The following is a 22,989-nucleotide window of genomic DNA, read 5'->3' as shown; positions in this document are numbered from 1 at the left end:
GGACCGTGAAACGACTCCACGCCGATGATAGTGCGGATACCCGTGTGAAAGTAGGTAATCGTCAGGCTCCTCATGCTCCAAACAAAAACCCCACCCCAAAGGTGGGGTTTTTGCGTTTGAAGCGCGGTATCCGTGAATCCGGATAACCCGCGCTGCGACTCGCCTCGCGCCCCATCGGCGCATCCTTCTATCCGCCAGCTGTTTACCCTCGCCCGCAAAAATACTGTATAAATATACAGTAAACCGGAGGCCCACCGAGCGCTTGCGCCATGAGCAGGCCCCTGTATTCGCGTCGGACGGGGAAAACTCATGGGTGCAGCACTTTCATTGCTCGACATCGGGCTGACATCGCATCTGCAGCGTCAGGTCTGGCAGGGCAGTCCGGTCAACGATCCCGATTCGAACATCATCTCGAGCGGCTTTCGAGCGCTCGACTTGGCCTTGCCCGGCGCAGGCTGGATGCCCGGCTCAGTCACCGAGTTGCTGATCGAAGAGAGTGGCGTAGGCGAAATCAGACTGCTCGCGCACTCGATCCGCGAACTGACAGCAAGCAAAGGCCGCTCCGTCATCTTCGTCGCGCCACCGTGGAAGCCCAATCTGGCCGCGCTTCGGACGATGAACATCGCGGTGAACAAGCTGGTCTGGGTCAAAGCGGCCGAGGATCAGGTGCTCTGGGCCGCGGAGCAGTCGTTGAAGCAGGAAGGCATCGGCGCAGTGCTGATCTGGCTACCACAAGTCGATGCCAAAGCCTTGCGAAGACTGCAGGTGGCGGCTCAGGAAGCGCAGTCGCTGGCATTTCTGTTCCGCCCGCTCAAAGCGGCGAAGCAATCCTCCGCTGCGCCGCTGCGCATGGTCTGCAAGCCGATACTTCCCGCCAACGCGCAGACGATGAACCGTCGCGAATGGATGCAGGCCGTCATGCTCGAAATCGACATCATCAAGCGGCGCGGCCCATTGCTCGGCAAGCCCTTGCAGTTGAATTTGCCGCTGCAGATGCCTGCGCTGCCCGAACATATTCGTCAGGCGCATCAGGCAAGGAAAGCACGAGAGGTCAAACATGTTGTGGATAGCGGTGACATTGCCGCTTTTATCGCTCGAAGCCGTCAGGCCGCCTTCGATGCCCTCAGCGCCGGCGAACTCGACATCGCCTGGAGCGAGCTCGACGGCGAATGACAATATCGATCAGTCATGCTTCGCGCTAGCCGATCACGCGCGCGTCCTGATGCCCGATCTCGTCGCGTTTCGGCTCGGCGTGCGGCCCGGCAGCACGCGCTCGCATGCGTTCGCGCTCGCGCCCCAACTGACGTTGCTTGCCGTCGACATTCGCGAGGAGCAGAACGCGCTCGAAGCCGTTGCGCTGGCGCTGCTCGCGTTCACGCCCAAAGTCGTGCTCGCGCATGCGAATACGGTACTGCTCGAAGTCGGCGCCAGCATGCGGCTCTTCGGCGGATTGCGCGCGTTGCTGTCCAGCGTGACATCGACGGTTAAAGGATGTGGCTTCACGTCCCGCATGGGCTGCGCGCCGACAGCGTGGGGCGCGTGGCTGCTGGCGCACGCGCGCACGCGCCGGGTCGCGCGGCGCGTACGCATCGTGAAAGAGACGACGCTCGTGCACGTACTCGATGAGTTGCCCGTATCGCTCATCCCATCGGCGCATTCGCACGGCAACGTGTTCGAGCAGATCGGTTGCGCGACGCTCGCCGATTTGCGTCGTCTGCCGCGCAAGGGCGTCGCGCGCCGCTTCGGGCAAGGCGTTGTGCAATGGCTCGCGCAAGCGTACGGACAGGCGCCCGACCCGCGTGAGGCATTTTGTGCGCCGGCGTCGTTCGAAGCGCGGCTCGAATTGCAGGCGCGCGTGGAAAGCGCCGAGGCGCTGCTGTTCGCCGCGCGCCGGCTCGTGCTGCAACTCGCCGGCTGGCTCTCTGCGCATCATGCGGCGGTCAGCGAATTTTCGCTCTTGCTCGAACACGAACTGGCCGCCCGTCACGCGCCGAAAACGTCGACATTCAAGGTGGCGTGGGCCGTGCCGACGCGCGACGCCGACCACATCCTGTGGCTCTTGCGCGAGAAGCTGAATCAGACGACGCTCGCCGCGCCCGTCATCGAGATGAAACTCCTGGCCGACAAGGTCAGCGAGTATGCGCCGCCGCCCGACACCTTGTTTCCGATGCCTGGTTCCGACAGCGAATCGATGGCGCAACTGCTCGAACGCCTGAGCGCGCGGCTGGGCGCGGAGAACGTGGTGCAACTGGTCGCGCGCGACGATCATCGGCCCGAGGCGGCGATGACCGTCGAACCTTATAAGCCCGCAAGCGAAACGAAATCCAAGCGCGGAAAAAAGTCGCCGAAGACGCAAACGGCAAGGGCAGAAGCAGAACCCGAAGTGCAAACGGAGTCAGACGAACCGCTCGAACTTCCCGATCTCGCCGTGCCTCAGCAGCCGCGTCCGTCGTGGATACTCGAAACGCCGCAAAAGCTGATGCTGCGCAACGAGCGGCCGTTCTATCGGCGTCCGTTGAAGCTGATCAGCCGGACCGAGCGTATCGAGGCGGGATGGTGGGACGGCAACGGCGTCCAGCGCGATTACTACGTCGCCGCCGACGATCGCGGGCGCATGTTCTGGCTCTATCGCGAACGTCTTACGGGCGACTGGTTCCTGCACGGTTTTTTCGGATGATGCGCGATGGATGATCTGAACGACATCATCGGTCTGGATGGAGACAACGCGTTTCCCGGCTCGATGTCGGCGTCGGCGTTGTTGCCCGGTTATGCCGAACTGCATTGCCTGAGTAACTTTTCGTTTCTGCGCGGCGCATCGCATCCGCAGGAACTGGCGGCGGCCGCGCTCGAACACGGCTACACCGCGCTCGCGATTACGGATGAATGCTCGCTCGCGGGCGTCGTGCGCGCGCATGCCGCGATCAAGGACATCGAGGCGAAGGCGCAAGCCGACGCCGAAGCCGCGCGGCTTGCCGGCGAGCCGCCGCCCAAGAGGCAGGATCTGAAGCTGATCATCGGCAGCGAACTGCATCTCACGGACGCCGATGGCGAGCCGTTCTGCACGCTTATCGCGCTCGCGACAAATCGGGCGGGCTACGGCAACCTGTCCGAGCTGATTTCGCACGCGCGCGCGCGTTCGCCGAAGGGCAGCTATCGGATCGGTCCGGAAGACTTCACCGATCCCGCCGCTTCATCCGATACATCGGACTTGCGCGGCGATATCGCGCATCTGAAGCACTTGCCCGATTGCCTGCTGATTCTCGTGCCGCAGCGCGCAGCGACGCTCGCCGATACGCTCGATCGCGCGCACTGGCTGGCCGGTTTCGCCGCGGGCCGCGCGTGGCTCGCGCTGGAGCTCTGGCAGGACGGCAGCGACGACGAGCGTCTCGCTTCGTGCCGCGTGATCGCGCAGGCGAGCGGATTGCCGCTCATCGCGGCAAGCGGTGCGCTGATGCACGCGCGCTCGCGCAAGCCCTTGCAGGACACGCTCACCGCGATTCGCCTGAACCGGCCGCTCGCCGAATGCGGCTATGCGCTCGAAGCGAACGCGGAGCGGCATCTGCGCACGCGGTTGCGCATCGGCGCGCTTTATCCGAAAGAGGCGATCCGGGAAACGTTGAAGGTGGCCGCGCGCTGCACCTTCTCGCTCGACGAACTCAAGTACGAATATCCAGAGGAACTGGTGCCGCCCGGCGAGACGCCCGCGAGCTATCTGCGCAAGCGGGTGATGGCGGGCGCGCTGCAGCGCTGGCCGAACGGCATGGACGCCGAGACGATCGGTCTCATCGACAAGGAACTGGCGCTCGTCGCGAAGCTGGAATACGAGAAGTACTTTCTGACGGTCTACGACATCGTCGCGTTCGCGCGCAGCAAAGGGATTTTGTGTCAGGGACGCGGCTCGGCGGCGAATTCGATCATTTGTTATTGCCTCTTCATCACCGAGCTCGATCCGGTGCGGATGGGTCTTCTGATCGAGCGCTTCATCTCGCAAGCGCGCAACGAGCCGCCCGACATCGATGTCGATTTCGAGCATCAGCGGCGCGAGGAAGTCATCCAGTACATCTATCAGAAGTACGGGCGGCATCGCGCGTCGCTGGCGGCGTCGCTCATCACGTATCACACGCGCAGCGCGCTGAAGGATGTCGGCAAGGCGCTCGGGCTCGATGCATCGCTGATCGAGCGCATCGGCAAATCGCAGCAATGGTGGGACGGGCCGTCGGCGGTGGCGGGTTATCTCCGGGAAGCCGGCTTCAGCGACGATTCGCACGTCACGAAGCATCTGATCCGGCTCACGCGCGAGTTGCGCGGCTTTCCGCGGCATTTGTCGCAGCATGTCGGCGGCTTCGTGATCGCGCGGGAACGTCTGTCGCGGCTCGTGCCGATCGAAAACGCCGCGATGAAGGACCGCTGCGTGATTCAATGGGACAAGGACGACATCGATCAGCTGAAGCTCCTGAAAGTCGACGTGCTCGCGCTCGGCATGCTTTCGGCGATCCGGCGCGCGCTCGAATTCGTCGCGCTGCGGCGCGGCGTGCCGGGCTTCGGGCTGTCGCATATTCGTCGCGAGGACAAGGCCGTCTACGAAATGTGCTGCCGCGCGGACACCATCGGCGTGTTTCAGATCGAATCGCGTGCGCAGCAGAGCATGCTGCCGCGCTTGCGGCCTCAGAAGTATTACGACCTCGTCATCGAAGTGGCGATCGTGCGGCCCGGCCCGATCCAGGGCGGCATGGTGCATCCGTATTTGCGCCGCAAGCAGGGCCTGGAAGAGGAGGATTATCCGAAAGAGGAACTGCGGCCGGTGCTCGGCCGCACGCTCGGCGTGCCGATCTTTCAGGAGCAGGTGATGAAGCTCGCGATGGTCGCGGCGGGCTACACGGCGGAACAGGCCGATCAGTTGCGCCGCGCGATGGCCGCGTGGCGCCGCGGCAGTCATCTGGAAAAGTATCAAGCCGATCTCATGCAGAAGATGCTCGCGCGCGGCTACGAGCACGATTTCGCCGCGCGCGTGTGCAAGCAGATCGAGGGTTTCGGCGAATACGGCTTTCCTGAGAGTCACTCGGCGAGCTTCGCGCTGCTCGTCTATTTCAGCGCGTGGATCAAGCGTTACGAGCCCGCGGCGTTTCTGGCCGGCCTGCTGAACAGCCAGCCGCTCGGCTTTTATTCGCCGTCGCAACTCGTGCAGGACGCGCGGCGTCACGGCGTGCCGGTGTTCGCGCCCGATGTTTCGCTGAGTGATTGGGAGTCGGTGCTGGAAGCGCGCGCCGGCGATGGCGAGCGCATCGGGTTCGATGCCGGCAAGGAGCGGCGGCGTCAACAGTTTTACGGCGCGGCAGAGTCGGATCGCGTGTTCCGGAAGACCGTGCAGCGAGCGGCGCGCAGGCTCAGAAAGCGCGTCGAGCTGGATGGACGGCAATACGGCGCGAAAGGGCCAGGCGTGCGGATCGGCCTGCAACTGATCAAAGGTCTGCCGCAAGCGGCGGCCGAGCGGATCATGGCCGCGCGCGCAGAAGCGCCGTTCATCGATGTCGACGATCTCACGCGCCGTGCCGCGTTGTCGCGCCGCGAACTCGAAGCGCTCGCGGCGGGCAATGCGCTCGCGAGCATTGCAGGACACCGGCGTCAGGCGTGGTGGGCGGTCACCGCACAGCAGCGCGCGCCGGAATTGCTGCGCGACGCGCCGATGAGCGAGGCGCCGCTGCTGCTGCCGGAAGCATCGGAAGGTCGCGAAATCGTCGACGATTACGCGAGTCTCGGGCTCACGCTCAATCGGCATCCGCTCGCGCTTTTGCGCGCGAAGCTCGCGCGTATGCGCTTCAAGACCGCGGCCGAACTCGCGGATATCAGAAACGGGCGCTTCGTGCGGGCGTGCGGCATCGTGACGGTGCGGCAGCGGCCGGGCACGGCCAACGGCACGATTTTCGTATCGATCGAGGACGAAACGGGCGCAATCAACGTGATCGTCTGGCCGGGGCTCGTCGAGAAACAGCGCAAGGTGCTGCTAGGCGCGTCGCTGCTCGGCGTGCACGGCGTCTGGCAAATGGAAGGCGAGGTGCGCCATCTGGTGGCGCAGCGGCTCGAAGACCATAGTGCTTTGCTCGGCCGCCTGGCCGCGCCGAGCCGCGATTTTCACTGAGATGAGACGTCCGGATACTTCGCGAGCAGTCTGCCGATCGCGATGTCGAACGGCGTGCGCCGGCCGATGCCCAGCGCTTCCAGCCGGCCGGAATCGAGATGACAGTCGCGCGGGCGCGGCGTCGCGTCCGCGGGCGTGCGCTGCGCAACGAGCTTCGCGTCCACTTTCAGTGCTCGCGCGATGCGTTCGGCGATATCGAACTTCGTCATCGGCTCGTCGCCGGACCATTGCGTGATCCCGGAGATCGTCGCGCCTTTCGCGTGATGTTCGAGCATGCCGCGAATCACCACGGCGACATCGGGCGTGTATGTCGGATAACGCGTCGCCCAGGCGTCCATCGAGGCGGGCGCGCCGGCCGCCTCGGACGATTTCACGATCGCGGGCGTGAGGCTCGTCACCGCAGATTCGCTCCAGTCGGTGAACGGCCCGTAAAGCAGCGGCAGACGCAGCACGCAGGACATCGGATCGCTCGCGAGCAGCGCGCGTTCGCCGTCGAGCTTGCTCTGGCCGTAGGCGTTGAGCGGCGCGGGCGCGTCGTCGGGCAAATAGGGCGGCGACGCGCCGTCGAAGACGTAGTCGGTCGAAATCGACAATACCCATGTGCCGAGCGCGCGCGCTTCGGTGGCGATCACGCTCAACGCCTCGACATTCAACGCGCGCGCGAGCGCCGGATCGTTTTCGCAGATGTCCGGACGCCGCTCCGCTGCCGCGACCACGATCGCATCCGGCGCGAGATCGCGCACGAACGCGCGTACCGCGTCATGGTCGAGCAGGTCGAGCTTCACGCTCGCGGCGTCGGCGCGCCGGTGAGCCGTATGCACGACGCGCCACGTCTGCGTGCTGGCCGCGCTCGCCAGTTCCGTGGCAACCGCCCGGCCCAGCAACCCCGACGCCCCGATCAGCGCGACGGTAAAGCGCTCGTTTTGCCTCATGCCGAAGCGACGCCGACGACCGTATAGCCGGCCTCGTCGATGGCTTCCTTGAGCGCATCGTTCGATTTTGCGGATTCGACGGCGACCTTGCCTCGCTCCAGATCGACGCGAACTTGCGCTTGCGGATCGATTTCCTGAATCGAGCGCGTCACAGCGGCGACGCAGTGCTGGCAACTCATGCCCTGAACTTCGAATTCGGTCATTGCTGTTTCCCCTTGAAAAAGTCCGGATCAACGACATCGTATACCTTGCCATCATGGGAAGGTGTAGAGTCGGAATGACATTTTTCAGGAGCAGACGATGAATATCGGCGAAGCGGCCCGCGCCTCGGGCGTGACCGCGAAAATGATCCGCTACTACGAGAGCGTCGGATTGCTCAATCCGGTCGGACGGACGTCATCGGGATATCGCGTGTATGGCGATCACGAGGTCCACGCGCTGCGTTTTGTGCGGCAGGCACGCCGGCTCGGCTTTCTCGTCGACGATATCCGCAAGCTGCTCGCCTTGTGGCAGGACCGGTCGCGGGCGAGCGCGGAGGTGAAGTCGATTGCGCTGGAACACGTTGCGGAACTTGACCGGCGGATCGCCGAATTAACCGAGATGCGCGACACGCTGTCGCATCTGGCTAACCATTGTCACGGCGACGCGCGGCCGGATTGCCCAATATTGGACAAGCTGGCGCAGTAATGCACGAAAATGGTGCGTGTGCAACGAACCAGTTGTTGACAATGAGCGAATTGATACGAGAAATCAGTGGTTTAAGCAAGAATGCGGCCTGCACCATTCCGAATCCGAATGCACACTATTCAAGCATTTCACTACCCCGGCACGGACGTTCTCCCCTATAATCCGGGTATTCCCTAACGCGGGTAATCCCTGACCCGAACCGCCAGGGATCTTTCGAAGACCTTGGAGAACACCATGTTTGCATTCCTCATCGAAAAACTGAGCATCTGGTTTGAAGCCGCCGAGCAGCGCCGCCGCGAAGCCTATCTTGCGCAATCGACGGACATCGTCCAGCTTGAACAGCGCATCCGCTCGCTGGAAACGAACGGCTACAACGCTTAAGCGTTTCGTTCCTGGCGTCGAACACGCCCGATGTGAAAGCAAAAGCCCCGCAATTGCGGGGCTTTTGCTTTTTGCTCGTCACGTGAGCGGAGCGTTTTACTGCTTGCGCGGATGCTGCTCCAGCCACTGTTTCATGAATGCGATTTCCTTGTTCTGCGCGGCGATGATGTCCTTCGCCAGCTTGCGCAGCTTGGCGTCCTTGCCGTACTTCAGTTCGACCTTCGCCATTTCCACCGCGCCCTGATGATGCGGAATCATGTGCGCGACGAAATCCCGGTCGGCGTCCCCCGTGTACTCGATGCTCGACATGCCCGACATCATTTTCTGATCGGCGGCCTGGAACGCGGCGGTGGACGAGACGTCCGTCGGCTTCGGCGCGCGCTGTTCCATGTTCATGCCTGGCATTGCATCGCTCGCCGGCGCGGCGATCTGGGCATTCACGCTTGCGCTGCAGAGGATGGTGAAGATGGCAAGTGCGATTCTTGTTGATTTCATCGTATCTCCTGTGGAAGGGGCGGTTGCAAGGCTGCTTATGTGTCGAACCACCTAGCCTAAAGCTTGCCACCGGGGTAAGGTAAAGCGGTTTCGTCTACACAAAAGAGCGCGCGATGCCAGGCCATATCAATGACACGACGAATATCGGGTTCCGCCATCGAATCACGAAAGTCACGCAGGTTTGCATCGCGCTCGCCGCAGTCTTGCCCGGCTCGCAACCGGCGCTCGCCAAGCCGGGCGGCGAACCGCTCGTACTCGATACGCAAACCGGTATCCACAGCGGCGTGAGCGGCACGGTGCTCCAGAGCGGCCCGCTCGGCGGCCCGGGCATGGTGCCGATGGCGACATTGCCCGGCATCCCGCAGGAGGCTCAACCGCCCATCGTCGTTTCACCATACGTCGAATATTCAAGCGGACAGAACACGGTGCCCGTTCAGCCTGGCGGCGGCGTGCGCCCCAGAACTCCGCGCGCGCCTCATCCCTGACCGCGAAACCGTGCTCAGTCGGCGCGATGTTCAAGCTTGAACGAAGCGTTGCCGTCCTCGCCGAGCGCGTCGACGAGGTAGGGCAGTGATTCCTTCAGTTCCTTCGCCAGCGTGTAGGGCGGGTTGATTACGAACATGCCGCTGCCGAACAACCCGAAGCCGTCCGTCGGCGGTTTCCTCACCGTGAGGGCCGCATGCAGCCAGCCGTTCGGCTGGATGGCCTTCAGCTGATCGGCGAAACGCTGCGACTCCTGGCGCGTGACGATGGGGTACCAGACCGCATACGTTCCGGTCGAGAAGCGCTTGATACTTTCTTCGAGGCACGTAATCGTGCGGGCGTAGTCGCGCTTGTCCTCGTACGACGGATCGATCAGCACGAGCGCACGCCTCGGCGGCGGCGGAAGAATCGCCTTGATGCCGTCGAAGCCGTCGCCTTCGTAGATCATCGCGCGCCGGCCGGCATCGCGGAAATTGTGGCGCAGCACGTCGATTTCCGTGCTGTGCAACTCGAAAAGCCGCATGCGATCCTGCTCGCGCATCGTGCGCCAGGCCAGATAGGGCGAGCCGGGATAGAAACGCAGACCGCCATCGGGATTCAACGCCTTCACTTCGTCGACATAGTCGGCGAGCAGCGCAGGCAGGTCGCCGCGATCCCAAAGCTTGCCGATGCCCGTCTCGAACTCGGCGTTCTTCGTCGCGAAGCCTTCGGTGAGCGAATACACTCCGGCGCCGGCGTGCGTGTCGACATACCAATACGATTTGTCCTTCTGGCCGAGATAGCGAAGCATCTGAATGACGATCGCGTGTTTCAGCACATCGGCGTGGTTGCCCGCATGAAAGGCGTGACGGTAACTGAGCATGACAGGAGGCCCGCGTCGGGCGCGAGAAGCAAAATGAAAAGGTGCGGCGGAAGGGCGCCTATTCTAGCCGACCCCGTGCGCTGCATGACTCACGACGCCCAGCGCGTGCTGCGGCGCATTGCGTCCTTCATGCACAATAACCGCTCCCGGACTTTCATGAACAGTCGGCCGAATGGCCTAAGCGTTCTGAGTTTCGCCCGACTTTTCCTATGCCGAACGGCCAGCTTGATAGCCGTGCCGACGGATGTTGTCATACACCCGATGTCTTCCCACTGGATAGGAGGTTCGCATGTCATCAAACGGTAAGCTCGACGGCAAGACCGCGATCGTGACGGGCGCGGCGAGCGGTATCGGCAAGGCTATCGCGTCCACGCTCGCCGGCGCGGGCGCGGCGGTCGCCATCGCCGATCTGAATCAGGCGGGCGCGGACGCGGTCGCCGAAGAGATCCGCGGCAAGGGCGGCAAGGCTATCGGCATCGCGATGGACGTGACGAACGAAGACGCCGTCAATCAGGGCATCGATCGCGTCGCTGCGGAACTGGGCTTTGTGGACATCCTCGTGTCGAACGCGGGCATTCAGATCGTCAATCCCATCGAAAACTACGCGTACGCCGACTGGAAGAAGATGATGGCGATCCACGTCGACGGCGCGTTTCTCACCACCAAAGCCGCGCTCAAGCATATGTACAAGGACGATCGCGGCGGGGTAGTGATCTATATGGGTTCGGTGCATTCGCACGAGGCGTCGCCGCTGAAGTCCGCCTATGTGACAGCGAAACACGGCCTGCTCGGCCTCGCGCGCGTGCTGGCGAAGGAAGGCGCGAAGCACAACGTGCGCTCGCACGTCGTCTGTCCGGGCTTCGTGCGTACGCCGCTCGTCGATAAGCAAATTCCCGAGCAGGCCAAGGAGTTGAAAATCAGCGAGGAAGAAGTCGTCAGGCGCGTGATGCTCGGTGGCACGGTCGATGGCGTATTCACGACCGTCGAGGACGTCGCTCAGACCGTGCTCTTCCTTTCCGCGTTCGAAACGGCGGCGCTGACGGGGCAATCGTTCGTCGTGAGTCACGGCTGGTTCATGCAATAAGGAGAACGCGCGGGATGTCGGAAATCGAGAACGAAGAAGTCATAGGACGGGAAAGCGCGCGGACTCGGGCGTCCGCCGGGCAGCAAACCCGCGTGCACCTGCCGCCCTACGAGACGATCGCGCTCATGCTCCAGGGCGGGGGCGCGCTCGGCGCCTATCAGGCGGGCGTCTATCAAGGGTTGCACGAGGCGGACATCCATCCGAACTGGATCGCCGGCATCTCGATCGGCGCGCTCAACACGGCGATCATCGCGGGCAACGCGCCCGAGCATCGCGTGACGCGTCTGCTTGAATTCTGGCAGACGATCTGCCGGCCCGCGTTCGGTTTCCCGTTGCCCGCGTTCCTCGAGCGCGCGCTATTCGATTCCGCCGACGAAATTCGCAAGGCGTTCACCGCGATGCAGGCTTTCGGCGCGATCGTCGAAGGGCAGAAGGGATTTTTCATCCCGCGCTTTCCGCCGCCGTCGCCGATCGCGTCGAGCTCGCCGCAGACCGCGAGCTATTACGACACCACGCCGCTCAAGGCCACGCTCGAGCGGCTTTGCGATTTCGACCGCATCAATTCCGGCGAAACGCGCGTGTCGGTAGGCGCGGTGAACGTCGCGACCGGCAACTTCGCGTATTTCGACAACACGCAGATCCGCTTGCGCGCCGAGCATTTCATTGCCTCGGGCGCCTTGCCGCCGGGCTTCGCCGCAGTCGAGATCGACGGCCAGTTCTATTGGGACGGCGGTCTCATGTCGAACACGCCGCTCTACGAAATCGCGCAGGCGACGCCGCGCCGCGACACGCTCGCCTTCCAGGTCGATCTGTGGAGCGCGCGCGGGCCGGTGCCCGACAGCATCGTCGACGTGATGGGGCGCGTGAAGGACGTGCAGTATTCGAGCCGCACGCGTCTCGTCACGGATCAGATGCAGCGCGCGCAGCGCTACCGTAACGTGTTGCAGCACGTTCTCGATCTCGTGCCCGAAGACGTCCGCGAGGGCGACGAATGGTGCAGGCTCGCCGCCGAACTGGCATGTTCGAAGCGTTACAACATCATCCACCTGATATACCGGCAAAAAGAGTACGAGGGGCATTTCAAGGACTACCAGTTCGGCTTTTCGACAATGCGCGAACACTGGGAAAGCGGTCTCTCCGATATGCGCCGCACGCTTGCGCATCGCGACTGGCTCGACATGCCCAACGGCGAGTCGCGCTTCATCACGCATGACATCCATCGGGACGAGCGATGAAAGCGTTGCGCAAGATGGAATGAGCCGTGTGGGCGAGAATTTGTGCCCCTTTGTATAATTCGGGACGCATTCCGGTGCTGTTTCTATCGACGCCGGACATCACGACTTTTCCCGGCTTTAGATGAACTCGATCGCGGTCTGCTTCGTCTGTCTCGGCAATATCTGCCGCTCGCCCAGCGCGGAAGCGGTGATGCGCGATCTCGTCGAGCGCGCGAAACTGGCTGAGCGCATCGTGATCGATTCGGCGGGCACCGGCGACTGGCACATCGGCGAGCCGCCGGACGAACGCGCGCAAAAGGCAGCGAAGAAGCGCGGCTACGATCTGTCGAACTTGCGCGGCCGTCAGGTCGCCGCGGCCGATTTCGCGCGCTTCGATCTGTTCATCGTCATGGACGACGCCAACGCCGCCGCCTTGGCGGAAGTCTGCCCGTCCGAGCACCGCGACAAGATTCGCCTGCTGATGGAGTTCGCGACGCGCGACGACAGCCGCGTGGTGGTCGATCCCTATTTCGGTGGCGAAGAGGGCTTCGAAAAAGTGCTCGACCAATGCGAGGACGCATGTGAAGGCTTGCTGAAAGCCTTACGCGCTCAGTTGACTGCCTGAGCGGCGGCGCGGCCGCGCGATCCAAAAAAACGCGTTAAAAGACTACTTATCTCGCCCCGGATACTTGACTAAAAACGTGGGCTATTTATACTTGACGAAAACCATCGAGTATTAGCGTTAGCCCCCAATTATGAGACTCACCACGAAAGGCCGTTTCGCCGTCACGGCGATGATCGACCTGGCGCTGCGCCAGGAGCAGGGCCCGGTGACGCTGGCAGGCATCAGTCAGCGCCAGCGCATCTCGCTTTCCTACCTCGAACAGCTCTTCGGCAAGCTGCGGCGGCATGAGATCGTCGAATCGGTTCGCGGACCGGGCGGCGGCTACAACCTCGCGCGCCGCGCGGAGAACGTCACGGTTGCCGACATCATCATCGCGGTCGACGAGCCGATCGACGCCACGCAGTGCGGCGGCAAGGGCACGTGCGAAGGCACGAAGCAGCACGACGGCCACTGCATGACGCACGAGCTCTGGGCGACACTGAACCAGAAGATGGTCGAGTATCTCGATTCCGTCTCGTTGAAGGATCTGGTCGACCAGCAGCGTGCGCGCGAAGGTTCGTCGGCGGTGCTGCGCGACCGGCGCGCGGAATCGGCTGGCGTCGAGGCCGCGCGTGTCGTGCCCAAGGGGCCGAATTCCATTTTCAATCTGGCCGGATGACATAAACCGCGCCGGCGCGAGCCGCGCGCGCAGACGAAAGCGTCCCAGCCAAGAGCTTTGACCGATTTTCCCGGAGCGACTGATGAACAACGATATTCCCCACCTGCCCATTTACATGGACTACAGCGCGACGACCCCCGTCGATCCGCGCGTGGTGGACAAGATGATTCCGTATCTTCGCGAGCAGTTCGGCAATCCCGCCTCGCGCAGCCACCAGTACGGCTGGGATGCGGAGCGTGCGGTCGAGGAAGCGCGCGAGAACGTCGCGGCGCTCGTGAATTGCGATCCGCGCGAGATCATCTGGACGTCGGGTGCGACGGAATCGGACAACCTCGCCATCAAGGGCGCGGCGCACTTCTACAAGAGCAAGGGCAAGCACATCATCACCGTGAAGACCGAGCACAAGGCCGTGCTCGACACCACGCGTGAGCTGGAGCGCGAAGGCTACGAAGTCACGTATCTCGACGTGAAGGACGACGGTCTCATCGATCTGGAAAAGTTCAAGGCGGCGATCCGTCCGGACACGATCCTCGTCTCCGTGATGAGCGTGAACAACGAAATCGGCGTGATTCAGGACATCGAGGCGATCGGCCAGATCACGCGCGAGAAGGGCATCATTTTCCACGTCGATGCGGCGCAAGCCACCGGCAAGATCGAAATCGATCTGCAAAAGCTCAAGGTCGATCTGATGTCGTTTTCGGCTCACAAGACGTACGGTCCGAAGGGCATCGGCGCGCTGTACGTGCGTCGCAAGCCGCGCGTGCGCATCGAAGCGCAGATGCACGGCGGCGGTCACGAGCGCGGCATGCGTTCGGGCACGCTCGCGACGCATCAGATCGTCGGCATGGGCGAAGCGTTCCGCATCGCGCGTGAGGAAATGGCGACGGAGAACGAGCGCATCCGCATGCTGCGCGACCGTCTGCTGAAGGGGCTGCAGGACATCGAAGAGGTGTACGTCAACGGCGACATGGAACGCCGCGTGCCGCACAACCTCAACATCAGCTTCAACTTCGTCGAAGGCGAATCGCTGATCATGGCGGTGAAGGACGTCGCGGTGTCGTCGGGTTCGGCGTGCACGTCGGCGTCGCTCGAGCCCTCTTATGTGCTGCGCGCGCTCGGCCGTAACGACGAACTCGCGCACAGCTCGATCCGCTTCACGGTCGGCCGCTTCACCACCGAGCAGGACGTCGACTATGTGATCAACCTGCTGAAGAACAAGATCGCGAAACTGCGCGATCTGTCGCCGCTCTGGGAAATGCACAAGGACGGCATCGACATCTCGACCATCCAGTGGGCTGCGCACTAAGCGACCACTGAGCGCCACGCGACACCGAATATTAGGAGAGTTTGAATCATGGCTTATAGCGACAAGGTTCTGGACCACTACGAAAACCCGCGTAACGTCGGCTCGTTCTCGAAGGACGACGACACCGTCGGCACCGGCATGGTCGGCGCGCCGGCGTGCGGCGACGTGATGAAGCTGCAGATCCGCGTGGGCGCGGATGGCGTGATCGAGGACGCGAAGTTCAAGACCTACGGCTGCGGCTCGGCGATCGCATCGAGCTCGCTCGTCACCGAATGGGTGAAGGGCAAGACGCTGGATCAGGCGCTCACCATCAAGAACACGCAGATCGCCGAAGAACTGGCGCTGCCGCCGGTGAAGATCCACTGCTCGATCCTCGCGGAAGACGCGATCAAGGCGGCGGTTGCGGACTACAAGCAGCGTCATGGCGTCGCGGCGCCGGAAGCGGCAGCGGCTGAATCGAAGCAGGCAGCGGCGTAATTGTGACGACGGGCGTCCGGGGCGGCGCCCCGAAGAGAGAAGCGAAGACTATGGCAATCACGTTGACGGATAAAGCGGCACAACACGTGCAGAAGTATCTGACGCGGCGCGGCAAGGGCGTCGGCTTGCGGCTGGGCGTGCGGACGACGGGCTGTTCGGGCCTCGCGTACAAGCTCGAGTATGTCGACGAGCTCGCACCGGAAGACACCGTGTTCGAGTCGTCGGGCGTGAAGATCGTGATCGATCCGAAGAGTCTTCCGTATCTCGACGGCACCGAGCTGGACTTCGCCCGCGAAGGCCTGAACGAAGGCTTCAAGTTCAACAATCCGAACGCGAAGGACGAATGCGGCTGCGGCGAATCGTTCCGCGTCTGACGGGAATGACGCCGGCGGTATCGGCAAAAGAGGCGGCGCGTGCCGCCTTTTTCATTCGCGCACTGAATTCACAGACATAGCATGGCCACGCTCACCGACAGTCACTTCGATCTCTTCGATCTGCCGCAGACCTTCGCCGTCGACCAGCAGAAGCTCGACGACGCTTATCGCACCGTGCAGGCGCAAGTGCATCCGGACCGTTTCGCCGCGGCCGGCGATGCGCAGAAGCGTCTCGCGATGCAGTGGGCCACGCACGCGAACGAGGCGTATCAGACGCTGCGCGATCCGCTGAAGCGCGCGCGCTATATGCTCGCGCAGCGCGGCATCGACGTCGGCGCGGAGAACAACACCGCGATGGAGCCGGCGTTCCTGATGCAGCAGATGGAATGGCGCGAAAATATCGAGGATGCGGCGAACGCGAAGAACATCGGTGCGCTCGAAGCGCTGCTCGACGAACTGCGCGACGAAGAGCGCATTCGCTTCACCAAGCTCGAGGCGCTGATCGACAGCAAGTCGGATCAGGCGGCGGGCGAGGCCGTGCGTCAGTTGATGTTCATCGAACGCGTGGCGCATGAAATCGGCGCGCAGATCGAACGGCTCGAACACTAAAGGCAAACGCGCCGCATACAACCTCATAAGACCAACGATGGCTTTACTGCAAATCTCAGAACCCGGCATGGCGCCGGCGCCGCATCAAAGGCGCGTGGCGGTCGGCATCGATCTCGGCACGACGAACTCGCTCGTCGCGGCCGTGCGCAGCAGCGTGCCCGAAGCGCTGCCCGACGAGGACGGCCACGTGCTGCTGCCGTCGGTCGTGCGCTATCTGGAGAACGGCGGACGGCGCATCGGCCGCGCCGCGAAGGAAGAAGCGGTCATCGATCCGCGCAATACGATCGTCTCGGTCAAGCGTTTCATGGGCCGCGGCAAGAGCGAGGTCGAGGGCGCGGAGAACGCGCCGTACGATTTCATCGACGCGCCGGGCATGGTGCAGATTCGCACCGTCGACGGCGTGAAAAGCCCGGTCGAAGTATCGGCGGAAATTCTCGCGACGCTGCGTTATCGCGCGGAAGACACGCTCGGCGAGGATCTCGTCGGCGCGGTGATCACGGTGCCCGCCTATTTCGACGAAGCCCAGCGTCAGGCGACGAAGGACGCGGCGAAGCTCGCCGGCCTGAACGTGCTGCGCCTGCTCAACGAGCCGACCGCAGCCGCGATCGCTTACGGTCTCGATAACGGCGCGGAAGGCCTCTACGCCGTCTACGACCTCGGCGGCGGCACATTCGATCTGTCGATTCTCAAGCTCACGAAAGGCGTCTTCGAAGTGCTCGCGGCGGGCGGCGATTCCGCGCTCGGCGGCGACGATTTCGATCACGCGCTGTATCGGCACGTCTTGACGGCGGCGGGCGTGTCGGTCGATGCGCCGGAAGACGTGCGCCTGCTGCTCGATCTCGTTCGCAACGCGAAGGAAGCGCTGTCGTCGACGAACGAAACGCGCGTCCAGGCGACGCTCTCGACCGGCCAGCAGATCGATGTCGCCGTGACCGAAGCCGAGTTCGCCGCGCTGACCGAGGCGCTCGTCGCGCGCACGCTCACGCCGACGAAAAAGGCGCTGCGCGATGCGAAGGTCGCCGCGAAGGACATCAAGGGCGTCGTACTGGTTGGCGGCGCCACGCGCATGCCGGTGATCCGCCGCGCGGTCGAAACGTTCTTCGGCCAGCCGCCGCTCATCAATCTCGATCCAGATCAGGTCGTCGCGCTGGGCGCTGCGATTCAGGCCGATCTGCTCGCGGGCAACCGTCGCGGCGAAGGCGACGACTGGCTGCTGCTCGACGTGATTCCGCTGTCGCTCGGCGTCGAAACGATGGGCGGCCTCACCGAGAAAATCATCCCACGCAATTCGACGATCCCGACCGCGCGCGCGCAGGATTTCACGACCTTCAAGGACGGCCAGACCGCGATGGCGATCCACGTCGTTCAGGGCGAGCGTGAACTCGTGTCCGATTGCCGGTCGCTCGCGCGCTTCGAGTTGCGCGGCATTCCGCCGATGGCGGCGGGCGCGGCGCGCATTCGTGTGACCTATCAGGTCGACGCGGACGGTCTCTTGTCCGTGTTCGCGCGCGAGCAGATGTCGGGCGTGGAGGCGTCGGTGGTCGTGAAGCCGTCGTACGGACTCGCCGACGACGAAGTCGCCCGCATGCTCGAAGAGAGCTTCAAGACCGCCGAGACGGACATGCGCGCGCGTGCGTTGCGCGAGGCGCAGGTGGAAGCGGAGCGTCTCATCGAAGCGACGCACGTTGCGCTCGAAACCGACGGCGAACTGCTCGACGACGATGAACGCGCGCAAATCGTCGCGCTCGTGACCGAACTGGCGGCGCTCGCGAACGGCGATTCGGTCGAGAAGATCGAAGATGCGACGAAGACGCTCGCCACCGGCACCGATGAATTCGCCGCGCGCCGCATGAACAAGAGCATCCGCCGCGCGCTCGCGGGCCGCAAGCTCGACGACGTCTAAATCATCCTATTCGAGAAATACGAAACATGCCTCAAATCGTTGTGCTGCCTCACGTGGAGCTTTGCCCGGACGGCGCGGTGATCGACGCCGACACCGGCAAGAGCATCTGCGACAATCTGCTGGATCACGGCATCGAGATCGAGCACGCCTGCGAGAAATCGTGCGCGTGCACGACGTGCCACGTCATCATTCGCGAGGGCTTCAACGCGCTCGAGCCGTCCGAGGAAGACGAGGACGATCTGCTCGATAAAGCGTGGGGTCTCGAACCGACATCGCGGTTATCATGTCAGGCAATGGTGCCTGCCGACGAGGATCTGGTGGTCGAGATCCCGCGGTACTCCATCAATCACGCCAAAGAAAATCACTGACAGGAGGCTCGCCCATGAAGTGGACAGATACCCAGGAGATCGCGATGGCACTCACCGACGCGCATCAGGATGTCGATCCCCAATATGTGCGTTTCACTGACCTGCATCGCTGGATCACCGAACTCGACGGTTTCGACGACGATCCCGAAAAGTCCAACGAGAAGATTCTCGAGGCAATCCAGGCGGCCTGGATCGAGGACGCGGACTACTGACCGGTTCTAATTCGCCATGACGGCGGCTTCGTGAGAAGCCGCCGTTTTGTTTTGCGGGCATTCTTTTGCGCCGATGCTTCGCATTGCAGAAGTTCAGACCTTCGCGCCGCGCTCCGCGAGCTGTCGCTGCAACGTCGGCCACATCTTGGCGACGGCTTCCTCGCCCGCGAGAATCGATGCATTGCGCTGGCTGAAATCGCTGCTGCTCATCGCGTTGAGGTTGGGGCGGACGACCGCGTTCGCGTATTTGTCGAGCTCGTAGGCCTTGATGGTCTGGCCCATGATCGTGAAGGTCTGCATCAGCACGTCGAACGAGCTCGATGTCAGCCCGCTTTCCGGCCGCGCCGAAATATCGACGGCGATCACGAAATCCGCGCCCATCTTGTGCGCGAACGCCGCTGGCACCGGACTCACGAGCCCGCCGTCGACATACTCGCGATCGCCGATCTTCACCGGCTCGAAAATCGACGGCACGCTGCACGACGCCCGCACAGCGACGCCCGTGTTGCCGCGCTGAAAGAGAATCGGCTGGCCGCTCTTCAGATCCGTGGCGACGATGCCGAGCGGCTTCGCCATCTTTTCGATCGGACGGTTGTCGAGCGTCCTGTTCAGGTAGTTCTGCAGCGCGACGCCTTGCAGGATGCCGCGCGCGCGAAAGGGCATCGCCCAGTCGCTGATCGAGGCTTCGTCCATCGTGAGGGCGAGCTTGTTGATCGCGATGCCGCTCATCCCCGATGCGTACAGCGCCGCGATGACCGAGCCGGCGCTCGTGCCCGCGACGAGATCCACGCGCACGTTGCGCGCCTCGAGCGCCTTGATCACGCCGATATGCGCGAAGCCTCGCGCGGCGCCGCCGCCGAGCGCGAGCCCGATACGCATCGGTTGTTGCGGTTCTGCCTTCGGCGGCGCCGGCGGCGTGACGATCGCCGTTTCGCCTGAATTGCCGCCGCTCGTGGTAGTGCAGGCGGCGAGAACGGACGACGCGGCCGCGAGCGAAAACGCGCGGCGCGAAAGACGGGGTGACGATGAACTCAAAGTGTGCTCCAGCGGTGCGGCGGGTTCCGGCAGGCCCGTCGATGCGGGCGTTCGGGGAGATCTTGAAAAGCGCGCACATCATAAAACAAAAGGCGCGCGGACCGGCGCGAAGCGGGCGGCGAGTATAATTTCGTCTCATTTTGCGCGGCATTTCAGCGCCTGGCGCACTGCCATTCATCGAGTACACAGCAATGACCACCCAAGTCCGCACACGCTTCGCTCCGAGTCCGACCGGCTTCATCCATCTCGGCAACATCCGCTCCGCGCTCTATCCGTGGGCGTTCGCGCGCAAGATGAAGGGCACTTTCGTGCTGCGCATCGAGGACACCGATCTCGAGCGCTCCACCGATGCGTCGGTCGATGCGATTCTCGAAGGCATGGCGTGGCTCGGGCTCGATTTCGACGAAGGCCCGTTCTATCAGATGCAGCGCATGGACCGTTATCGCGAGGTCATCGCGCAGATGATGGAAAAGGGGCTCGCGTATCACTGCTACATGTCGACGGAAGAGCTCGACGCGCTGCGCGAGCGTCAGCGCGCCGCGGGCGAGAAGCCGCGCTACGACGGTACGTGGCGCCCCGAGCCGGGCAAGGTGCTGCCGCCGGTTCCGGAAGGCGTGAAGCCTGTCGTGCGCTTTCGCAATCCGCTCTCGGGCACGGTCGCATGGGACGACGCGGTGAAAGGCCACATCGAAATTTCGAACGAGGAACTCGACGACCTCGTGATCGCGCGCCCCGACGGCACGCCGACGTATAACTTCTGCGTGGTCGTCGACGATCTCGACATGAAGATCACGCATGTGATTCGCGGCGACGATCACGTCAACAACACGCCGCGCCAGATCAACATTCTGCGCGCGCTCGGCGGCGAGGTGCCGGTGTACGCGCATCTGCCGACCGTGCTGAACGAGCAGGGCGAGAAGATGAGCAAGCGCCACGGCGCGATGAGCGTGACGGGCTATCGCGACAATGGCTATCTGCCGGAAGCGGTGGTCAACTATCTGGCGCGCCTCGGCTGGTCGCATGGCGATGCGGAGATTTTCTCGCGCGAGCAGTTCGTCGAATGGTTCGATCTCGAGCATCTCGGCAAGTCGCCCGCGCAGTACGACCACGACAAGCTGAACTGGCTCAACGCGCACTACATCAAGGAAGCGGACAACGCGCGTCTCGCCGAGCTGACGAAGCCGTTCCTGCTGCAGGCCGGTATCGATGCCGCGGCGATCGACGGCGGCGCGCCGCTCGATCAGGTGATCGGGCTCTTGAAGGACCGCGCATCGACGGTGAAGGAAATCGCCGATAACGCCGCCATGTTCTATCGTGAGCCGGTGATCGATGCGGACGCCTTCGCGCAGCACGTCACCGATGCGGTGCGTCCGGCTATCGCGGACCTGCGTGCGGCGCTCGCGAACGTCGAGTGGACCAAGGAAGCGATCGCGGCCGCGCTCAAGGCGACGCTCGCCGCGCACAAGCTGAAAATGCCGCAACTCGCGATGCCGGTGCGCCTGCTGGTCGCGGGCACGACCCACACGCCGTCGATCGATGCCGTCCTGATGCTCTTCGGACGCGATGTCGTGTTGGCGCGTCTGGAAAAGGCGGCGGGTTGAGGTCCGCGCAATGGTTCGCGGGGCGTGATCCATTGCGCGCATCGGCGTCTGTCGAGGCAAAAAAGTTTCACTGAAGTCGTCAGAGGGTATTTACAACTTCGAAAACGCCCTATACAATCTCGTTTCTGTTCTGCAAGGGGGTATAGCTCAGCTGGGAGAGCGCTTGCATGGCATGCAAGAGGTCAGCGGTTCGATCCCGCTTACCTCCACCAAGAACAGCAGAAAGCAGTTGAAGTAGTGCGAAGCTTGTTCTCCGGAAACGGAAGTCGCAAAAAATACTTCACAAGTAACACGAAGTTGTATAGAATTTCGGTCTTCGCTGATCGGCGGCAAGTAGATCAGCGGAGCAGTAGTAAAGACAGAATCACAAGTTTCTGTCCCCTTCGTCTAGAGGCCTAGGACATCACCCTTTCACGGTGAGTACAGGGGTTCGAATCCCCTAGGGGACGCCAGAACATCGGTGGCTGCTAGTAGAAAGCGCTGCAAGTTCGCAGGTGACACTGTGAACGGATGAAAAGAAGTGGAGCGGTAGTTCAGTTGGTTAGAATACCGGCCTGTCACGCCGGGGGTCGCGGGTTCGAGCCCCGTCCGCTCCGCCAACACTTGCGAGCAGAAACACTCCGGCTAATGAGAGCCGGTTTTTTTTCGCCGCAGGGTGTGCAGAAGTTGAAGTCCCCTTCGTCTAGAGGCCTAGGACATCACCCTTTCACGGTGAGTACAGGGGTTCGAATCCCCTAGGGGACGCCAGAACATCGGCGGCTGCTAGTCAAAAGCGCTGCAAGTTCACAAGTGACACTGTGAACGATGAAAAGAAGTGGAGCGGTAGTTCAGTTGGTTAGAATACCGGCCTGTCACGCCGGGGGTCGCGGGTTCGAGCCCCGTCCGCTCCGCCAAGTTGTTTTAAGGAAATCCAGCCTTCGGGCTGGATTTTTTTTGCCCGCTTTCCGCCGCTCGCCATATCCGATTCCCTTTCGTACGCGTTCCCTGCGCATTCGACCGTGATAATGGCCATTGCCAGCCCGCGCACACTGTCTTAGTGTTTAGGCACCTGTTTCTCGTGCCCGTGCGATGCTCGACCCGACCGAAGACCTCTCGCTCTATCAACTGCGCCAGGCGAACATGGCGGACTTCGCCTTCGCCGAAGCGCTCACGCACGACAACATGGTGGGCTACTATCGGCGTCACAATCTCGTGTGGCGCGGCGATCTTTTCCTTTCCAGCTGGCGCGAGTCCGAAAATTTCATCCTGCAGGCAGATGGCGTTCCCATTGGCGTCATGCGTGTCACCGAGGAAGACAATTCGCTGCATATTCGCGACGTGCAGATCGCGAAGGGCTATCGTGGACACGGCGCCGGGACCTTTCTGCTTAACACGGCGCATCGATGGGCGAGGGCGCGCGGGCTCGCCGAATGTCAGTTGCGCGTGTTCGTCGATAACCCCGCGGCGCGTCTTTACATTCGGCTCGGATACCGGCCGGCTGGACCGCGGCTCGCGCAGCTCGGCGCAATCCGGCACATGGTGCGGCGCGTCTGAAGAGAGCGCGCACA

At 62.9% G+C, this 22,989-nt stretch carries 24 protein-coding genes and 5 tRNA genes; 24 read left to right on the top strand and 5 right to left on the bottom strand.

Features of this window, described 5'->3' with window-relative positions; translation table 11 throughout:
- Positions 1-309 precede the first annotated feature (309 nt).
- The 3 genes from imuA to NCS02_RS08860 are packed head-to-tail and all read left to right on the top strand — an operon-like array spanning position 310 to position 6,136.
- Positions 310-1,173, top strand: coding sequence for a translesion DNA synthesis-associated protein ImuA (imuA, locus tag NCS02_RS08870; RefSeq protein ID WP_502800869.1), 864 nt, complete (start codon positions 310-312; stop codon positions 1,171-1,173).
- On the top strand, positions 1,118-2,677 hold the full coding sequence (locus NCS02_RS08865) for a Y-family DNA polymerase (protein ID WP_502800868.1): 1,560 nt from the start codon (positions 1,118-1,120) through the stop codon (positions 2,675-2,677). Before imuA ends, NCS02_RS08865 begins: the two co-directional genes overlap by 56 nt.
- 6 nt (positions 2,678-2,683) lie before the next feature.
- Complete coding sequence (locus NCS02_RS08860) at positions 2,684-6,136, top strand: error-prone DNA polymerase (RefSeq protein ID WP_409017169.1); 3,453 nt, start codon at positions 2,684-2,686, stop codon at positions 6,134-6,136.
- On the opposite strand, the gene NCS02_RS08855 is transcribed toward NCS02_RS08860, so the two are convergent.
- Entirely contained in the window at positions 6,130-7,068 is a 939-nt protein-coding gene (locus NCS02_RS08855; RefSeq protein ID WP_008349192.1) for a dTDP-4-dehydrorhamnose reductase family protein, read from the bottom strand. The genes NCS02_RS08860 and NCS02_RS08855 overlap by 7 nt on opposite strands.
- Positions 7,065-7,271 carry a heavy-metal-associated domain-containing protein gene (locus tag NCS02_RS08850; RefSeq protein WP_008349193.1) on the bottom strand — a complete coding sequence of 69 codons (207 nt, stop codon included), beginning with the start codon at positions 7,269-7,271 and terminating at the stop codon, positions 7,065-7,067. The genes NCS02_RS08855 and NCS02_RS08850 overlap by 4 nt, the downstream gene beginning before the upstream one ends.
- Positions 7,272-7,368: 97 nt before the next feature.
- Here NCS02_RS08850 and cueR point away from each other — a divergent pair, with 97 nt between their 5' ends.
- Both cueR and NCS02_RS08840 read left to right on the top strand, forming a co-directional pair.
- Positions 7,369-7,755, top strand: coding sequence for a Cu(I)-responsive transcriptional regulator (gene cueR, locus NCS02_RS08845; RefSeq protein WP_008349194.1), 387 nt, complete (start codon positions 7,369-7,371; stop codon positions 7,753-7,755).
- Positions 7,756-7,989: 234 nt separating this feature from the next.
- The gene (locus NCS02_RS08840; protein ID WP_008349196.1) at positions 7,990-8,136 is read left to right on the top strand and encodes a DUF3563 family protein; all 147 of its coding nucleotides are present in this window, start codon (positions 7,990-7,992) and stop codon (positions 8,134-8,136) included.
- Between the two features lie 96 nt (positions 8,137-8,232).
- On the opposite strand, the gene copM is transcribed toward NCS02_RS08840, so the two are convergent.
- Positions 8,233-8,631 (bottom strand): CopM family metallochaperone, encoded by a 399-nt coding sequence (gene copM, locus NCS02_RS08835; RefSeq protein WP_250522982.1) that lies wholly within the window; start codon positions 8,629-8,631, stop codon positions 8,233-8,235.
- Between the two features lie 113 nt (positions 8,632-8,744).
- Here copM and NCS02_RS08830 point away from each other — a divergent pair, with 113 nt between their 5' ends.
- The gene (locus NCS02_RS08830; RefSeq protein ID WP_008349199.1) at positions 8,745-9,116 is read left to right on the top strand and encodes a hypothetical protein; all 372 of its coding nucleotides are present in this window, start codon (positions 8,745-8,747) and stop codon (positions 9,114-9,116) included.
- 14 nt (positions 9,117-9,130) lie between these two features.
- Here the strand turns inward: NCS02_RS08830 and NCS02_RS08825 are convergent, their stop codons facing one another.
- Positions 9,131-9,976: a 23S rRNA (adenine(2030)-N(6))-methyltransferase RlmJ gene (locus tag NCS02_RS08825; RefSeq protein ID WP_008349200.1), complete on the bottom strand. Its 846-nt coding sequence runs from the start codon at positions 9,974-9,976 to the stop codon at positions 9,131-9,133.
- Positions 9,977-10,265: 289 nt separating this feature from the next.
- Between NCS02_RS08825 and NCS02_RS08820 the strand changes: the two genes are divergently transcribed.
- The 11 genes from NCS02_RS08820 to iscX all read left to right on the top strand — a co-directional run bounded on the left by NCS02_RS08820 (position 10,266) and on the right by iscX (position 18,806).
- Complete coding sequence (locus tag NCS02_RS08820) at positions 10,266-11,060, top strand: 3-hydroxybutyrate dehydrogenase (RefSeq protein ID WP_250522981.1); 795 nt, start codon at positions 10,266-10,268, stop codon at positions 11,058-11,060.
- Between the two features lie 14 nt (positions 11,061-11,074).
- Positions 11,075-12,295 (top strand): DUF3734 domain-containing protein, encoded by a 1,221-nt coding sequence (locus NCS02_RS08815; protein ID WP_250522980.1) that lies wholly within the window; start codon positions 11,075-11,077, stop codon positions 12,293-12,295.
- 121 nt (positions 12,296-12,416) lie between these two features.
- Entirely contained in the window at positions 12,417-12,899 is a 483-nt protein-coding gene (locus NCS02_RS08810) for a low molecular weight protein-tyrosine-phosphatase (protein WP_175982303.1), read from the top strand.
- Between the two features lie 130 nt (positions 12,900-13,029).
- Entirely contained in the window at positions 13,030-13,557 is a 528-nt protein-coding gene (iscR, locus tag NCS02_RS08805; protein WP_008349204.1) for a Fe-S cluster assembly transcriptional regulator IscR, read from the top strand.
- Between the two features lie 82 nt (positions 13,558-13,639).
- A complete protein-coding gene (locus tag NCS02_RS08800; protein WP_250519571.1) occupies positions 13,640-14,863 on the top strand; it encodes an IscS subfamily cysteine desulfurase in 1,224 nt (407 codons plus the stop codon).
- Between the two features lie 48 nt (positions 14,864-14,911).
- Positions 14,912-15,340 (top strand): Fe-S cluster assembly scaffold IscU, encoded by a 429-nt coding sequence (gene iscU / locus NCS02_RS08795; RefSeq protein ID WP_008349206.1) that lies wholly within the window; start codon positions 14,912-14,914, stop codon positions 15,338-15,340.
- Positions 15,341-15,390: 50 nt separating this feature from the next.
- A complete protein-coding gene (gene iscA / locus NCS02_RS08790) occupies positions 15,391-15,714 on the top strand; it encodes an iron-sulfur cluster assembly protein IscA (RefSeq protein WP_008349207.1) in 324 nt (107 codons plus the stop codon).
- A gap of 81 nt (positions 15,715-15,795) precedes the next feature.
- On the top strand, positions 15,796-16,323 hold the full coding sequence (hscB, locus tag NCS02_RS08785) for a Fe-S protein assembly co-chaperone HscB (RefSeq protein ID WP_175982302.1): 528 nt from the start codon (positions 15,796-15,798) through the stop codon (positions 16,321-16,323).
- A 37-nt stretch (positions 16,324-16,360) separates the two neighbouring features.
- Positions 16,361-18,226: a Fe-S protein assembly chaperone HscA gene (gene hscA, locus NCS02_RS08780; protein WP_250434865.1), complete on the top strand. Its 1,866-nt coding sequence runs from the start codon at positions 16,361-16,363 to the stop codon at positions 18,224-18,226.
- A gap of 26 nt (positions 18,227-18,252) precedes the next feature.
- Positions 18,253-18,594 (top strand): ISC system 2Fe-2S type ferredoxin, encoded by a 342-nt coding sequence (gene fdx, locus NCS02_RS08775; protein ID WP_250434862.1) that lies wholly within the window; start codon positions 18,253-18,255, stop codon positions 18,592-18,594.
- 14 nt (positions 18,595-18,608) lie between these two features.
- Positions 18,609-18,806, top strand: a complete 198-nt coding sequence (gene iscX / locus NCS02_RS08770) for a Fe-S cluster assembly protein IscX (protein ID WP_008349212.1) — start codon at positions 18,609-18,611, stop codon at positions 18,804-18,806.
- Between the two features lie 93 nt (positions 18,807-18,899).
- Here iscX and NCS02_RS08765 read toward each other — a convergent pair whose 3' ends face one another.
- Complete coding sequence (locus tag NCS02_RS08765; protein ID WP_250439922.1) at positions 18,900-19,874, bottom strand: patatin-like phospholipase family protein; 975 nt, start codon at positions 19,872-19,874, stop codon at positions 18,900-18,902.
- Between the two features lie 158 nt (positions 19,875-20,032).
- On the opposite strand from NCS02_RS08765, the gene gltX reads away from it, so the two are divergent.
- From gltX to NCS02_RS08730, 7 genes are all read left to right on the top strand, one after another.
- Positions 20,033-21,442 (top strand): glutamate--tRNA ligase, encoded by a 1,410-nt coding sequence (gene gltX / locus NCS02_RS08760; protein WP_244807395.1) that lies wholly within the window; start codon positions 20,033-20,035, stop codon positions 21,440-21,442.
- Positions 21,443-21,578: 136 nt separating this feature from the next.
- A tRNA-Ala gene (locus NCS02_RS08755) sits at positions 21,579-21,654 on the top strand.
- Positions 21,655-21,818: 164 nt separating this feature from the next.
- Positions 21,819-21,894 (top strand) — tRNA-Glu (locus NCS02_RS08750).
- 70 nt (positions 21,895-21,964) lie between these two features.
- Positions 21,965-22,041 (top strand) — tRNA-Asp (locus NCS02_RS08745).
- A gap of 72 nt (positions 22,042-22,113) precedes the next feature.
- Positions 22,114-22,189 (top strand) — tRNA-Glu (locus NCS02_RS08740).
- A 69-nt stretch (positions 22,190-22,258) separates the two neighbouring features.
- Positions 22,259-22,335 (top strand) — tRNA-Asp (locus tag NCS02_RS08735).
- A gap of 175 nt (positions 22,336-22,510) precedes the next feature.
- On the top strand, positions 22,511-22,975 hold the full coding sequence (locus NCS02_RS08730) for a GNAT family N-acetyltransferase (RefSeq protein WP_008349215.1): 465 nt from the start codon (positions 22,511-22,513) through the stop codon (positions 22,973-22,975).
- Positions 22,976-22,989 lie beyond the last annotated feature (14 nt).

The organism is Caballeronia sp. NCF2 (assembly GCF_023631205.1).
GTDB lineage: Bacteria > Pseudomonadota > Gammaproteobacteria > Burkholderiales > Burkholderiaceae > Caballeronia > Caballeronia zhejiangensis.
Note: the sequence above shows the minus strand (reverse complement) of the source record. Positions and strands in the feature narration are given on the sequence as shown.